This is a genomic window from Mariprofundus sp. EBB-1, assembly GCF_003665155.1.
Lineage (GTDB): Bacteria > Pseudomonadota > Zetaproteobacteria > Mariprofundales > Mariprofundaceae > Mariprofundus.
The window spans coordinates 54,736-70,322 of the sequence record NZ_RCFQ01000002.1 but is presented as its reverse complement, the minus strand read 5'-3'; the positions used below and the strand labels follow the sequence as shown (position 1 = coordinate 70,322).

14 protein-coding genes are annotated in these 15,587 nt (G+C 46.3%); 8 read left to right on the top strand and 6 right to left on the bottom strand.

Going from position 1 to position 15,587, the window contains the following annotated elements; all coding sequences use genetic code 11:
• Positions 1-148 precede the first annotated feature (148 nt).
• From D8Y20_RS01290 to D8Y20_RS01280, 3 genes are all read right to left on the bottom strand, one after another.
• A complete protein-coding gene (locus D8Y20_RS01290; RefSeq protein ID WP_121541223.1) occupies positions 149-1,366 on the bottom strand; it encodes an FtsX-like permease family protein in 1,218 nt (405 codons plus the stop codon).
• On the bottom strand, positions 1,366-2,136 hold the full coding sequence (locus D8Y20_RS01285; RefSeq protein ID WP_121541222.1) for an outer membrane lipoprotein-sorting protein: 771 nt from the start codon (positions 2,134-2,136) through the stop codon (positions 1,366-1,368). The genes D8Y20_RS01290 and D8Y20_RS01285 overlap by 1 nt, the downstream gene beginning before the upstream one ends.
• A gap of 178 nt (positions 2,137-2,314) precedes the next feature.
• The gene (locus tag D8Y20_RS01280; protein ID WP_121541221.1) at positions 2,315-2,680 is read right to left on the bottom strand and encodes a DUF6164 family protein; all 366 of its coding nucleotides are present in this window, start codon (positions 2,678-2,680) and stop codon (positions 2,315-2,317) included.
• A gap of 231 nt (positions 2,681-2,911) precedes the next feature.
• On the opposite strand from D8Y20_RS01280, the gene D8Y20_RS13960 reads away from it, so the two are divergent.
• From D8Y20_RS13960 to D8Y20_RS01250, 6 genes are all read left to right on the top strand, one after another.
• Positions 2,912-3,334, top strand: coding sequence for a type IV pilin protein (locus tag D8Y20_RS13960; RefSeq protein WP_121541220.1), 423 nt, complete (start codon positions 2,912-2,914; stop codon positions 3,332-3,334).
• A gap of 156 nt (positions 3,335-3,490) precedes the next feature.
• The gene (locus D8Y20_RS01270) at positions 3,491-3,907 is read left to right on the top strand and encodes a type IV pilin protein (protein WP_121541219.1); all 417 of its coding nucleotides are present in this window, start codon (positions 3,491-3,493) and stop codon (positions 3,905-3,907) included.
• Positions 3,908-3,942: 35 nt separating this feature from the next.
• Entirely contained in the window at positions 3,943-5,691 is a 1,749-nt protein-coding gene (locus D8Y20_RS01265; RefSeq protein WP_121541218.1) for an O-antigen ligase, read from the top strand.
• Positions 5,678-6,571: a M48 family metallopeptidase gene (locus D8Y20_RS01260; protein WP_147434001.1), complete on the top strand. Its 894-nt coding sequence runs from the start codon at positions 5,678-5,680 to the stop codon at positions 6,569-6,571. Before D8Y20_RS01265 ends, D8Y20_RS01260 begins: the two co-directional genes overlap by 14 nt.
• The gene (locus D8Y20_RS01255) at positions 6,568-7,491 is read left to right on the top strand and encodes an ABC transporter ATP-binding protein (protein ID WP_121541216.1); all 924 of its coding nucleotides are present in this window, start codon (positions 6,568-6,570) and stop codon (positions 7,489-7,491) included. Before D8Y20_RS01260 ends, D8Y20_RS01255 begins: the two co-directional genes overlap by 4 nt.
• Positions 7,488-8,267: an ABC transporter permease gene (locus D8Y20_RS01250; protein WP_121541215.1), complete on the top strand. Its 780-nt coding sequence runs from the start codon at positions 7,488-7,490 to the stop codon at positions 8,265-8,267. The genes D8Y20_RS01255 and D8Y20_RS01250 overlap by 4 nt, the downstream gene beginning before the upstream one ends.
• A 21-nt stretch (positions 8,268-8,288) precedes the next feature.
• Here D8Y20_RS01250 and tsaD read toward each other — a convergent pair whose 3' ends face one another.
• The 3 genes from tsaD to D8Y20_RS01235 all read right to left on the bottom strand — a co-directional run bounded on the left by tsaD (position 8,289) and on the right by D8Y20_RS01235 (position 13,286).
• Positions 8,289-9,317 carry a tRNA (adenosine(37)-N6)-threonylcarbamoyltransferase complex transferase subunit TsaD gene (gene tsaD / locus D8Y20_RS01245; protein ID WP_121541214.1) on the bottom strand — a complete coding sequence of 343 codons (1,029 nt, stop codon included), beginning with the start codon at positions 9,315-9,317 and terminating at the stop codon, positions 8,289-8,291.
• Between the two features lie 383 nt (positions 9,318-9,700).
• Entirely contained in the window at positions 9,701-11,296 is a 1,596-nt protein-coding gene (locus D8Y20_RS01240; protein ID WP_121541213.1) for a hydantoinase B/oxoprolinase family protein, read from the bottom strand.
• Positions 11,289-13,286 (bottom strand): hydantoinase/oxoprolinase family protein, encoded by a 1,998-nt coding sequence (locus D8Y20_RS01235; RefSeq protein ID WP_121541212.1) that lies wholly within the window; start codon positions 13,284-13,286, stop codon positions 11,289-11,291. The genes D8Y20_RS01240 and D8Y20_RS01235 overlap by 8 nt, the downstream gene beginning before the upstream one ends.
• Before the next feature lie 140 nt (positions 13,287-13,426).
• On the opposite strand from D8Y20_RS01235, the gene D8Y20_RS01230 reads away from it, so the two are divergent.
• Together D8Y20_RS01230 and D8Y20_RS01225 are read left to right on the top strand one after the other, a co-directional pair.
• Positions 13,427-14,182 (top strand): hypothetical protein, encoded by a 756-nt coding sequence (locus D8Y20_RS01230; RefSeq protein ID WP_121541211.1) that lies wholly within the window; start codon positions 13,427-13,429, stop codon positions 14,180-14,182.
• A 176-nt stretch (positions 14,183-14,358) separates the two neighbouring features.
• Entirely contained in the window at positions 14,359-15,549 is a 1,191-nt protein-coding gene (locus D8Y20_RS01225) for a transglycosylase SLT domain-containing protein (RefSeq protein ID WP_121541210.1), read from the top strand.
• Positions 15,550-15,587 lie beyond the last annotated feature (38 nt).

The window sequence follows — 15,587 nt, the reverse complement described above, 5'->3', positions numbered from 1 at the left end:
GTCCCCAAGACATTGAACCGCAAAGGTCGCGAAGGCACGCAAAGAGAGAACATTAGAAAACATGTGCTCATTCATCACTGAACTTGATTTATCTTGCTTTGCGCAACTTAGCGAGCTTTGCGGTAAAATAGATAATGACAGGATTCCCTCAGACATGATGGATAGCCTCCACAGGCTCCAGCCTTGCCACGCGAATAGAGGGCCATATTGCAGCCACCAGTGTCGCCCCCAGCACCGCCAGTATCGTATCCCATAAATGTTCGCCATCAATTTCCGTATGAATGACCGGATTGATATAAAAGCGTGCCATCGAATCCATCTGACCGGAAAGATCAATGCCTGCCGTCTGAAAATAATAGACCAGCGCCAAGCCGATGATCGAGCCCATCAAAATACCTGCAACACCAAGTAGTAAGGATTCTGCCACCACCATACCTGCCATCTTCACACGCCCACAACCTAAAGCCATCATCACGCCAAATTCACGCATGCGCTCCAGCATGCTCATCAATACCGTATTCATGATGCCTGCTGCAATAATCACCAGTACGATAGAAAGGAATATATAATAAAAAGCATTTTCCAACTCCACCCACTGCTTCATCATCGGATACATATCGTACCAGCGCAGCACTTCATAGCTTGCACGCTTCGCTGCCAATGCCTGTTTGAGTTGAGCCGTAGTTGATTCAAGCTGGTCGGTCGGCAGTTGCAGTACGATTTCTGAATACCTGCCCTGCATTCCGGTCATCTGCTGCATAAAGCCAAGTGGTATGATCGCCAAACCACGATCAATGCCCATCTCCCCACTGGAAATAATGCCGACCAGCGTGAGTTTCTCTGCCGCCAGCGATCCATACAGATCCTCGGTCAACAACACCACGTCATCACCCAACGTCAAATTCAGGTTACGTGCCGTAGTTTCACCCAGTACACATGCCGCCTCTTCATTGTTCTGAAGAAAGCGCCCCTGATCCACCTTCTGATCAATGCGTGTTGTTTGACCTTCCATTTCAGGCTCTATTCCCAATAAAATAAGACCTTCCGAAGTCTCACGACCAGCCGCCAACGCGAAGGTGCGTAAACGATACGCATACTGATCAATGCCACTATCTTTGATAATATTGATAACCGATGCTGCATCCGGCACGGTTTTCACCAGCTTGGGGTGATGAAAAAAACCTTCGGCATGGATTTGCACACTACCAACGATCACCTGCTGCAGGTTACGCATCATGGTGTTGTGCACCCCATCATTAAAACCCCATAAAAATATCAACGATGCAAGGCCAAGCGCCACAGCGGAGATAGTGATCAAACTGCGGCGTCCATTGCGCAACACATTGCGCCAGGCCAGAGCCAACATTAGTGGCGCATATTCCTGCGTGTGAAGATATTTTCTTCAATCACTGCATCGAACGTGACCTTTTCCAGAATCATAATCGTACGTTTATCGGGGCTATCATCGGCTTGCATGATCCAGCGTGTCGGGATTTCACGCCCTCCCATCATCTGAATACGATCAAAGGCAAGATGCCGTATATGTGCGCCATGTTCATCGAAATAGTCTTCAGATAAGGGCATCGCATCATGCCTGATGAGGCGAACTATTTTACCCCATACCACAGGCGCATCGAGGCGCGGTATTGATTCCACAGCATACACACCATCCTGCTCAGAGAGCACCCGATGGGTATAATCTTCCACCACAGACTCCATCTTCACCAGATCATCATTGGTAAAATCAGACCCCATCCAATTGGACAGCATCATCGATGGAGGAATACGGATATCGCGCTCAAGTTTGGGCAGATACATCCAAAGGTTTCCACCGTTTTTCAGCCAAGTGGTGTTCTTATCTTTTTTTGGCGCAAGGATCCGAATAAAGAAACGTTTCTTAGCACGATCATCCCAGGCATCCATCTCCACTTCACGCTGCCAGTCGGCTGTTTCAATGCGCATATTATATCTGGTTATACTGCTATCAGATCGCAAGCGATCCTGTAATCGCCTTACCAGATCGCGGGCAGTCACCTGTTGTGCTGTTTGAACCTGCTCACCCTGATCATCAGCAGCCTGTGCAGAGAGAGGCAGCACAGACAACAGAGTGATTAATAGCAGATAGATCATATTCATGACTTAATAGTAAGCCAATACAACAAAAAGGTGAAGACACGCTTCTCTACGCCCTGACCCGAAGGTACATATATTTCAGGTAGGGAAGCGCGGATTGATTCAGCACAGACACAATCGCGCTTTTGTCTGTACGAACTGATTTTTACCAGGATGGCAACAGATCAGTACCTCTCTAATTTTATTGAAGAAAATCGACAAACGGTGCCAAGCTTACATAGACCACAAACAAGCCCATCACCATAAACAGCGCAAAACGCAAAGGCTGCTGTCTAATTCTATCGATAACAGTCTCTTCTTCGCCCTGCTCTTTTTGCAATTGGTAGGCAGTGCGTGCGTGCTCAGCTCTTTCACGCTGATAGGCCTCGATTAAACCCTTAGCCTGCTCAAAACAGCCCTCATCATGAAGCCAGATCGCAGGCACAGAAATGCCCCACCCTCCGGCATCTGTCTCATAAAAACTTATTTCATGCTGCAATAACAGCTGCCGGATATCTTCCGCTTCATCATCCGGCACATTTCTTAACTTAAATAATTTTACAGCCATCATTTCACCTTTGTTATTCTCGCCAAGCTAATCAGCATTCCCTTAACTTGTCAGTAAAAATATGTATTATCCGAAACTGACCAAACAGGGCAGGTGAAGGTGACACTTATCGTCACTCATGCGCAACAAACCAGAGAATAGAGCCATTTTGTTTGGCATACACATTGCTCCAATACACCCATCACTATGTATTGAAAGTGACAAAACAACATCAACAGGAGAAAAAATCTTATGACTAATATCTTCAAACAAGAAAAGGGCTTTACACTGATCGAATTGATGATCGTTGTTGCCATTATCGGTATTCTGGCAGCGATCGCTATTCCACAGTTCTCAAGCTACCGTGTTAAAGCATTCAATGGCACAGCAGAAGCCGATATGCGTAACCTCATGACTGCTCAGGAAGGTGCATATGCAGATACGCAAGCATATGTTTCTTTTGCCGATTCAGGTTCTGATACTGCCGCCACAAACACTATCACCAGCCTGCCTGGTGCTAAGCTCTCCAAAGGCGTAAAAGCTACTGCTGGAACGGTAACAGCTACCGATTACACCATGGCGAGCAAACACCTTAACGGCGATAAAACATACACGGGTACTGCATCAACCGGCATTACTGAAGCTGCCTCTAGTGCAGGAACTGCACTCTTCTAAGCACAACCTCGAAAGCAGCAGGGATCCGGCTAGGTCGGGTCCCTGCTTTTTTATGTCATACCGTCAAACATAAACGTTCATTCTGTTTGATGGCCTTCATCACTATATTTTCACATACATTTTCGCAATAACATTCAAGGTTAAGCATGGTGATTTATGAGTAAAACAGAAACATCTAATGGATTCACACTGATTGAGTTGATAATTGTAGTGGCTGCCATTGGCATTTTAGCATCTATTGCCATCCCTCAGTTTATGTCCTATCGAACGGGCTCATTCAATTCCTCAGCAGAATCTGACCTGCGGAACATCCAGACCAGTGAAGAAGCTTATTATTCCGACAATAATGCATATGTTAATCTGACTCCCACTGAGGGCTATCAAGCATCTCTTCCCAACCTAGCCAGTGCCAGATTAAGCGAATTAGTATGCGCATCTGTAACAGGTGCAGCATCTAATGACTTCACTGCGAAAGCGCAGCATAAAAATGGTGATGCCACCTACACTACATCTCAACAAGGCAATATGTCAGAGACAAGTAAAGCAATCGGTTTATACGATATAGGCTGCTAAACAAACTGAAACGTCAGTGTCATGAATAACACCCCATGTCTCAATCTACGCTAACGCAATCTCTTCACACCTCGAAAGCAATTATCACCTGCTGGTTAGTTTTTTTCCTATCACCGCTTTTTTGGCCCAATATTCTCGATTCATACATTGCCATGGATTTGCTTGCATTCGTGACAGCTCTTATTGCTGCTGCAGTCATGGCAACAAATCAAGATCAGAATATTCAAACGAACAGTACAATGGCCTGGATATTCTTTGCCCTGCTTATCATTCCAATTTGCATTCAACTGCTGTTCATGGATCTGCGTAACCCATGGAGAGCCTGGCAAATGGCTTTATACATTGCATCGTCCTGGCTCATTTTTCGCATGTCAGGTGCATCTGCGGCACAACTAATTGGTAGCGCCAATTGGAAAATATTATTAGCCTGTATTGGAAATTTTTATGTTGTCTTTGCTGTTGCGCAACAATTCCAACTCCCCTTCACTCCCGGTTTTGAGTTATTCCCTATCTGGCAAGATTATCCCAGCCACTATGCTGGCGTGCTTCTTCAAACAAATATGCAAGGTCTGTTCCTGATCTTAGTCTGCACAGCACTGTGGTCAGAGTGCAATAAAGCACAAAGGTATTTACCCTGGCTTATTGCCTCAATACTTCCCTGCGCAGGACTCCTTGCCACCAGCAGCAGAAGTAGCAGCATTCTTTTGGTTTTGGCTGTCACAATGCTTCTTTTTATCAGCAAACAAAAAACAACACTATGTATCAAGATACTATCCACCATAGTGATCGCATTTTGCATCGTTAGTTACTGGCATGCATTTCCCGCATCCGATATACCCACGCTATTCAACCGATTTGAAACAACAGGCACCCAAATCCGCCTACTTATTTGGGATATGTCAACGCGCCTTTTTCTGGAACATATTTGGCTAGGCATTGGTGCAGGTAATCTCATTTCATACGGAACTGAGATCTTGATTCCCTCCCTCCTACAGCATCCGGAATGGGCAGAAATTGCTTCTACGCAATTATCAGGAGGAAACCTTTGGGCACATAACTCACTGCTTCAATTTCTGCTTGAATGGGGAATTGCTGGAGGTATCGCAATCATCGGGCTCATGATAATGATTGGGAAAAAGTGTTGGGATATTTATCTAGATCAAGAGTTTAATATTGAATCAGGTCAAACTCAGGCGGGATTAGGATTAATCCTGATGACCACCCAAAGCATGGTAAGCGTTGCATTACTGCAAGGCTTTTTTCTAGTTCTTTTCGCACTCTATGCAGCTGCACTATTCACAAAAGCACGCGTCCACAATGTTAAGACTACCCCCCCACTCTCTATCGCCTTATTACTACTCCCCGCCATATTTCTAGCTTACAACTGGCAGTGGTTTACATTTACATTATTTACTGCAGAGAAAAACATAAACCAATCAATACAGACTGAATCTTTCATTCAACCCATGGCTATCGCTATTGATTCCCCCTGGTCATCCCGAGCAGCCCTGCAATGGTATTTCTTAAAATTACAGACCACTAATGCTTCAAACAATACCTGGATAGGAAGTGAAAACCTGGCTTTTCGATACTGGTTTCAGCATCAAAGCAGCCAGTCTCTACGCTACCGGATTCTTATTGCCCATTTAAAAGATGATATTTTCACTGAAAAATATTTAATTGAGCTACATAATCAAGCCTATCCAACGCTTGAAGTTAGCCAAAAATTAACCAATCATGTAACACTAGGTCACAAACAAGGAGAGCAAATTGAAATCTGGTAGTCAAAAGTACGCAGCTCTCCTTTGCTGCCTATTCTTCCTCACTGCATCCATCCTCTTCAACGCACGACTTACATCGAGCAGAGGAAATGCAACTTACATTGAACTACAAAGCCAACTACCCTCACCACAACTCTCAGAAAAAATAAGCCTTGGCTACCAGAACCTCTTCGCAAGCATGCTATGGATCAAAACTCTTTCCTATTTTGGAAGCAGTATTGCTCATGCTGATTATAGCTATCTAAACAAGTTACTCTTGAACATCATTCAACTCAATCCAAATGCAGAACATGCATACTACTTGGCATCCTTTGCCATTCCATGGAACACCAACAACACAAAACTAAGTAAACCCATTCTTGAACGTGCCATTCGTCAGTTTCCTAACGACTGGCGCTGGCTCTATTATCGCGGATTCAATGCCTATTGGTTTGATCACAACTATGAAGAGGCTGGGCGCCGTTTTAGTCAGGCCGCACAAATAGATGGTGCCCCACCAATCGTCACCAACCTTGCTTTACGCATGCAAACTGAATCGGGACATATTGATACTGCATTATCATTTCTGCAGCGCCTCATTCTTGATAACCAAGATCCAAATCTCAGTAAACAGCTCCTGAAACAACAACACACACTTCTCACTGAAAAAACACTGCAGCAAATAGATAAATGGTTAAATACCCTCAGCTTTCGTTTTAACAATAAGCGCGATTTACTTCAGTTACGAAATAAAGGTTATGTGATCCCTACCAGACTGGCAGATGGTGGAACCATTGTTGTGCACAACGATGGAACAATCGTGAGTAGCGCCAGTAATCAACGATATAAAGTGTTCACGCCACCCAAACGCAAGCCAACAACCACAGGACACAATCAGCAATGAGTCCAATTTTAGAAGTAAAAGATCTTTCTCTAACAGTGCCTACCGGACATGTTCTCCAGAAACAAAAGTGTATTTTAGACCGGGTCAGCTTTGATATTCCTAGAGGGGTATCAACAGCTTATTTGGGGCCCAACGGCGCAGGAAAAACCAGTACATTCAGAATCCTATGTGGCTTATGCAAAGCCAACCAAGGTAACATTTTATACAATGGAAACCCCATCCAACATGGTTTACCAGCCAAATCTATTGGTTTCATGCCAGAACAACCCTACTTTTATAAAAACCTAACACCTTCCGAATTGTTAACGGGGTTAGCACAAATATCTGGAATCAGAAAAAAAGATTTACCACTTATCATTCACAATTGGGCTGAAAAATTACTTTTCTCGGATATTCTACATCAACCGCTCCATGCCTGTTCAAAAGGCCAGGTTCAACGCGTTGGCTTAGCGCAAGCAATGCTACATGAGCCTGAATTCATTCTGCTTGATGAACCGCTTTCCGGCCTTGATCCACTCGGCCGGGAACTGGTCAGAAATGTGCTACTTGAGGCTAAAAACAACGGAGCCACACTGCTCTTTTCTTCCCATATTCTACCTGATGCAGAAGCAATTTGTGAACAGGTAATTATTTTAAACAAAGGGCATATTTCCTATCAGGGATCAATGTCCAAGTTATTGGATTTTGAACAAAAATGGGTCATCTCCTTGCAAGGGGAGCCAATCATAAGAAAACACACTGAACTAAAACCACTCACAGACAACAGCTATCAATTGATAGTTGAAAACCAAAAAGAACGCGATGACATCATCCAACTTATATTATCATCAACAGAAACTAAACTCCTTGCAGTCGAAAAACAGCGCCATACATTAGAAGATGCATTTATCAATATACTGAACCATGGATCCGCTCAATGAACAACACATTTCCCCCTATCTTTGCTATTGCCAGAATGACTTTTTCTGAAGTGCTACGAAACAAGGTTATGTACAGCGTGCTCTTGTTTCTGATGATCATTCTACTAACAGCAACATCCCTTGCATCTGTCACCATGGGACGCACAGAGATGATGGTTCTTGATATAGGCTTGGGCAGCATTTCTATACTCAGTAGTTTGATGGCTATTGTGTTGACTATCCAAAGCATACAACAGGAAAAAGAAGGGAGAATGCTATATGTACTACTCACCCGCATTTCATCACGCTGGCAATATATTGTAGGAAAGTTCATTGGACTAGCTACTATCATTGGAGGGCTAACAACGCTTATGTGCCTGCTGCTTATGCTACTCGCTTCCCTTGTTGGCACACCGTTCTGGCCATCTGTAATACAAGCATGCATTGCCACCGTTCTAGAGACATGGTTGATCATTGCTATTGCTATGATATTTGCACAAGCATCCAGTCTTTTTCTCGCTATTCTTCTCAGCTTGAGTATCGATGTTGCTGGTCGTTTCACCTTCACAATTCAACAATTTGGACAGCAATCCGATTCACCGTATCTTCATTGGATAACAGAAATCATTTACTACTTACTACCAAACCTTGAGGCCGTTAATCTACGAAATGCTGCCGGTTATATAGAAACATATAACCAAGAAACCATGATGAATATTTTTCTATATTCCTTTGGTGAAATTGGCTTCTTATTAATCATATGCATGCTTGTTTTTGAACGAAGGGACCTTCATTAACGATCATCCAATTGACGTTTACTACCGCTTCAATGCCCAACGAGGCATCGCATCCCATTCATCATCACCGAACAAACCACTGCGTAGATTCTGGAATGCCGCGTAGGCGATCATCGCGGCATTATCGGTACAGTGTTTAGGATGAGGCATGAACACATCTATTGATTTTTCTTTGGCTAATGTTGCAAGTAATGCGCGCAAATGTTGATTGGCCGCCACACCACCTGCAATCACCAAACGCGGTGCATCCATCTGCACGCAGGCGCGAACGGACTTTTTCACCAGCACTTCACAGATGGCTGACTCGATGCCTGCGGCCATATCCTTCTTATCGGTATCAGACATTTCTTCTGACCCCCCAATACCTTTAACGGCATACATCACAGCGGTTTTCAGACCGGAGAAACTAAAATTCAAATTATCCCGATTCAGCATCGGGCGTGGTAGTTTGAAACGCTTCGCATCACCCCCCTGAGCCAGCACAGCAATTTCAGGCCCACCCGGATAGGGCAAACCGAGCAATCTTGCTGATTTATCGAAACACTCACCGGCAGCATCATCCAATGTCTGACCAATCACCTCATATTGACTGAGACCCTTCACATGCACCAACATCGTATGGCCACCGGAAACCAGTAGCGTGATAAATGGGAATGCAGGCAGCTCCCCCTGCAGACCGGGTGCCAACAGATGACCTTCCATATGATGAACGGGAATAATCGGCACATCATTTACCATCGCAGCGGCACGCGCATAGGATGTACCTACCAGCAGTGCCCCCATCAAGCCGGGGCCAGCAGTCACTGCAATATGATCAATGTCCGACCAATGCAATGACGCTTCTTCTAATACGCTATCGACCATCGGTGGCAGCGCCACAAGATGTTCACGAGAGGCGACTTCAGGCACCACGCCGCCAAACTTGGCGTGTGTTTCAATTTGGGATGCAATGCGCTCAGCTATAAGCGCACCTTTGCCGGTTTTCGGGTCACCCTTATAGAGGGCAACGGCCGTTTCATCACACGATGTTTCAATTCCCAGAATAATCATATTTCACCTTAAAGATCAAAAACCTTTTCACCGCAGAGGACGCAAAGTTTCGCAAAGTAAGACAAAATATAGCTATTCAGCACAACTATAAAAGCCTTCAACTGCTCAATTTACTATCTCTATTTTTGCCAAAAGTATTACGAAAAACAACACTAACCGCCATAGAGGGAGTAGAGCAGTAAAAAAAATGTCAAAACAGCAAACTTATTCGGATAGGTCATTCGGAGAATGACCAGACAGACTATCAGTTATACAAACAGTATTTTACATTACTTTCATTTCAAGGCTTTACTCTGCGAAACTTTGCGGCAAGGTGAATCGAGTTTGCGAGAGAGAAGGTGCCCTGGGGTAACTTTGCGGTAAATGCTTTTGAACTTCTTTTTCTATTTCTCCTCAGCAATGCCAAAACCACCACCACCGGGTGTCTCAATGCGGATAACATCACCTGCTTGCAGTTGCCATGAGCCTTTGGCAGCCAGTTCCTGCCACACACCTTCCCTGCACAAACAATTACGACCTGAAGCACCTGCATCACCACCTTGCAAACCGTATGGCATGCTTGTGCGCCGTTCGGTCAATAGTGATACGGAACAATCAGCGCTCACAACCCATTCACGAACCATACCATCTCCGCCAACAAACAGGCCATCTCCACCTGAACCGGAACGCACGGCATATTCGCGTATCTGTAATGGATAATGCATCTCCAACACTTCAATCGAAGAATTTTTGGTGTTGGTCATGTGACATTGCACCGCTGACAGACCATTTCCACCAGCATGCGCTCCCATACCACCAGCCAATGTTTCATAATAAAGCCATGGCTCACCGTCATGCTGGTCATCACCGGACTGATCAGAACCAGAGCGATCACCACCAAAGATCACATTGTTCATCGTGCCCTGGGCAGCCGCAGGAATACGTTCAGGAATCGCTTGAGCCAACGCCCCCAGCACCACATCTACAATGCGCTGACTGGTTTCCACATTGCCAGCCGCTACCGCAGCACCATCTGTTGCATGCAGCAAGCAGCCCTCGGGTACAACAATGTTGATCGGATGAAATACAGCTGATGTTTGCGGCGTATGGGCAGGCATCAAACAGCGGAACACATACAACACACTGGCCGCAGTAACCGCCATCGGGCAATTCACCGGGCCAGGGGTGACCGCTGCACTACCGCTAAAATCAACCGTAGCCGTATCGCCAGCAATGGTTATTTCAACCCGAATAGGCAGCGGCCCTGAACCGCAACCATCATCTTCGAGTGCATCTTCAAATGTAAACCTTCCATCAGGAATAGCATCGATTGCATTGCGCCCATAGGCCTCAGACACAGCCATCAATGCGGTGATTTTTTCATCCAGACCAGCCACTGGTAACTCAGCCAAACGCCGGGCACCAACCATACAAGCAGCTTTCTGCGCCGACAGATCGCCAAGCCGCTCTTCCGGTGCTCTCACACGTTCACGAAACCGAACTGCCAACGCCGCTTGTTCATGACCAGCTTCAAACCAATAACAGGGCGAGATAATCAACCCCTCATCCTCTAAAGAGGTCTCCACCCCCATCGAACCGGGTGATTTACCACCAATATCGGCGTGATGTGCGCGCGTAGCAGAAAAAGCAAACAGTTCAGTACCAACAACAGTATCCAAAAACACCGGGCTCACTACCGTGATATCCGGCAGATGCGTGCCACCTAAAGCGGGATCATTAAACACCACCACATCACCAGGCTGCCAATCAAAAGCCCCCACTACATCAGCCATGGCAAATGCCATCGACCCCAAATGCACCGGAATATGCGCAGCCTGCGCGATGAGCTGACCGGATCGATCAAACAACGCACAGGAAAAATCTTCGCGATCACGAATATTGGGCGAGATTGCACTGCGTTTCAGCACCGCCCCCATCTCTTCGCACAGCGCCGACAATCGATGTGCAAACAGACTAATACTCACTGCATCATTAGACATCTACCGCCTCCAGTACAAGCTGATTAGCATCGATCTTTTCCAGCAACAGATGCCCATGTGTAGAGACCTGCATCTGCCAGCCTCGGGCTAACCACAGTGTGGCAATATCTTCCAATACCAGCATTGGCCCTTCATAGCTCAAGCCCGGCTTTAAATCTGCACGCATAAAATGAGGCACGCGCCCTACGCCATAGATTTCTGAATGAGCAACAGGATGAGCTACTTCAGTGCTTGTGCATAACTCCGGCAACACCGGCAGCGGACGCTCTACAAAAGCACTCAAACGCACGGTCATAATCTCTACATCCCGATTCAGCTGATGTCCGTAAGCTTGCATATGCGCTTGTTCAAACCGCTGTTTCAATTGTTCCAGATCATCATCAGGGCAGGCCATGGTCAGATGAAACCCCTGACCGATATAACGCATATCCACATGGCGTTCGAATGTAAGTGCTAAACCCTGCATCTGCGCTACGGCTTCATCCTGCATCTGCATAAATAGCTGCTGCATCTCAGCTGCCGTATCGTTATCCTGCAAAGCAAAACGTCTGCTGCGGGAAAATTCACTCTGCTGTTTACCAAGCAACATACCGAGCGCTGAAAAGGCACCACTTGCCACGGGTATGATTACTTTCGACATCGATAGTTTTTCTGCCAGTGCGCAGGCATGTAAGCCTCCCGCACCACCAAAACAGAGTAACGAGAAATCGGCAGGATCATATCCGCGCTGTACAGAGACTACCCGCAGCGCTCCAGCCATATGCTCTTCGGCAATATCAATGACAGCCCTTGCTGCGGCTTCCGCACTTAAACCCAACGTCTCACCATATTGAGAGAAGGCGCTGCGTGCAGCTTCCATATCCAGCGACATAGAACCGGCCAAACACGCATTGGCTGGCATCCGCCCCAACAACAGATTGGCATCGGTTACAGTCGGTTTTTCACCACCCAGCCCATAACAGACCGGTCCCGGTCTTGCGCCTGCCGATTCAGGCCCGACTTGCGGTAAGCCAGCCTCATCCAACCAGGCAACAGAACCACCACCGGCACCAATGGTATGAATATCCAGCATTGGCAGTGATACCGGCATTCCGGCAATTTCACCCTCGGTGGTTTTAGAGGCCCGCCCCTGAATCAGCGCAACATCGGTACTCGTGCCCCCCATATCAAAGGTTAGTATGTGTTTTTCAGACAGCTGCGCACCGATCGCCTGTGCTGCCACCAAACCACCAGCCGGACCGGACAATACCAAGCGTACCGCCTGCTGCCCGGCCAGTTCAGCCTGCATCACCCCACCGGCAGAGTGCATCACATAGAGATGTTTCGCGCCCAAACTTAACTCCAGACGTTGCAAATAACGTTGCACCAACGGCCCGACATAAGCATTGAGGAAGGTAGTTGCTGAGCGTTCATATTCACGATATTCAGCAAGCACCTGATGCGAGAGCGACACAAACAGATCATCTGAATAGGTATCATGCAATGCCTTCGCTATGGCACGTTCATGAGCCGGATTGAGAAACGAGAACAACAGGCAGACTGCCACAGCCTCATAACCGCCAGCTGCAACACGTTCAATCACGCGTTTGAGATCACCGGCATCCAATACTGATTGCTCATCACCTGACGCATTGATGCGTCCTGAAATACCGATGCAATCTTGCCTGCCAACAACCGGCGCAATTGCATCGGGGCAGAGTTGATACAGTTCAGGGCGTGTTTGCCGACCAATCGTAAGTAGATCTTCTAGCCCCTGATGCGTTACAAACAGCGTATGCACGCCTTTACGTTGCAAGATCGCATTGGTGGCAACCGTGGAACCATGCACCACATGTAACATCGATGCATCAAGGCCAAGCTCCTCAATACCCTGCTCAATAGCCAGAGAAGGGTCATCAGGTGTTGAAAGCACTTTATGAAAGCGCATGCCATCTGCATCAAAACAGACAAAGTCAGTAAACGTCCCACCTGTATCCACACCTAAAAACATGGCAGCATTGTAGCCTCTGTAAGTGGTCTCTACTAACCTCAATTATTGCAGAATCGGAAACAAACTGTGATACAGCTCACGGTTTTTGCTATCATCTGCGATACAGTGCCCCGCCACAAAAAAATGATTTGGAGTCGCCAATGAAATCAAGAATATCTGCATCTATATTCACTGCCCTATTAGCCTTTACGAACCCGGCTTTTGCTGATGAAACCGTTGCCATCAAAGTTGGTTATATGCTGTTATCACCGTCAGGTACGTTTGGCGCTACGATCAACAATATCGGTACCAAGATTGATACAAAAAATGATATAAATTTAGGTAACAGCGTCCAGCCAACCGGAGAGATCACTCTCAATCTTGGCGACAACATATTCTCTTTTGGCTTCATCCCGCTCAATTTCAGTGGTTCAAGCTCATTGCCTCGTCCCATCACCTACAACGGTACTACCTACGCAATAAATAGTGCTATCCAGAGTGAGCTCAAGGCCGACATTCTTGATTTTTCTTACGGTTATTACCTTTTAAACATGGATGATCTGCCATCACGCCTGCAGATTGCGTTTGAAACATCGGTCAAAACGGTAAATATTAAAACCAACATCACCAGTGGCGGCATCACATCCAATAAAAGCGCCACCGTTCCCATCCCAACGATTGGTTTGCGTGGGCGTGTTGCGTTGGCTGACTTTATTGGACTAACAGGCCGTATTGGCTATTTGGGTTATTCCGGCAATAGTTTTACCGATTATGATGCACAGATTGAATTCTCTCCTATTCCAACGCTGGGTATCTATGGCGGTTATCGTTTTCTGAAAATAAAAGTTGATGCCAGTGGCATTCTGGCTGACGCCACGTTCAAAGGGCCACATGCCGGCGTCTTTTTTCGCTTTTAAACACTACAGTGTGACCTCATAAACAGATCATACTCCATTCCAACCAAGGCCGGTTTTCAGTATTGAATCCCGGCCTTTTTATTAGCTAATGATTGCCGCACAAGGTTGAATAAAGCGCCCTAATTTTTGTGACATAGATCAACTTTTCCAAATGATAGGGCCACTAAGCTTGCGCCATGTCTATACCTAAATTACTTTCACGATCCATACTTATTCTGCTATCTCTGGCTTTCATTACCTCCTGCACACAACCGCAGACTCTGGGCATGAATCCATTCTGGCCTTCCCTGTCTAATTTATGGGGCGGCGATAAAGACCTTGAACGCACACAAGCTGCAATGAACAACGCTGAGACAGATAAAGCACAGTCATCAAACCCCTTCCTAACCGGACTCACCGACAAAGAGATTAGACATCTTAAACGAGAGGCATGGTCGATTTATGGAACCTTCTGGAGCGGAGTTGCCAGCCGTTCGCGTTATGTGCGCCAACCACTACTTGAGACCTTAGAGGCTTCTGGTGCTCCCTCAGAATTGCAAATGGTTCCCGTCGTAGAATCCAGCTATGATCCTTATGTTGTATCCTCGGTAGGCGCTACAGGACTTTGGCAATTGATGCCCGAAACAGCTGATGACATGCATGTTAAAAGTGATGCTAATTTCGATGGCCGTCGTGACATTCGCAGTAGTACAAAAGCTGCAGCCAAATATTTAACGCTACAACATCAACGTTTCGGCAACTGGCCAATGGCTTTTGCAGCCTATCATCTCGGCCCCAACGCCGTTCAACGTCGCCTTGATCGCAGGCCATGGCAGCCGGAGGACGGCCTAAAAGCGATGCCACTGCCTCCAATCACCAAAACATACATTCGTCATATCATTGGGCTGATTGCACTACATGAGCAGGGTAAAATCACTTTTCCAGAACCCTTTGCGACCCAAACCATGACACTGCATATACCTGTCGATATCGCCCAACTGCAGAAGGCAACGGAACTACCGAAAAATCAAATTTTTCGACTCAACCCGAAACTCAAACTGAATCAATATTTCAATGCTAAATCGAAGAGCATTCAGCTGCGTATATCTCAGGTTCGTGTAAAAAAACTGCAACAGCATATTCCTTCCAAACCGGTTGATTATATGACGATTAAAGTCGCCAAAGGTGAAAGCATTGGTCGCATCGGTAAACGTTTCCGCACCTCTCCCTTAAAGATTATGTCAGCCAATCCCGGCATCCACATGCGGCCGAAAGCAGGCACTAAGCTGCGTATTCCCGTGAAACTGTTACAACACGTCGATCCGCAAGATAATCCAATGGTGAAACCTTACCTTGCACCGATTGTAGATATTGCACTGAATCAATAAGCCGACATCTGCTTTCCAGATGTACTATTTCAGTACAC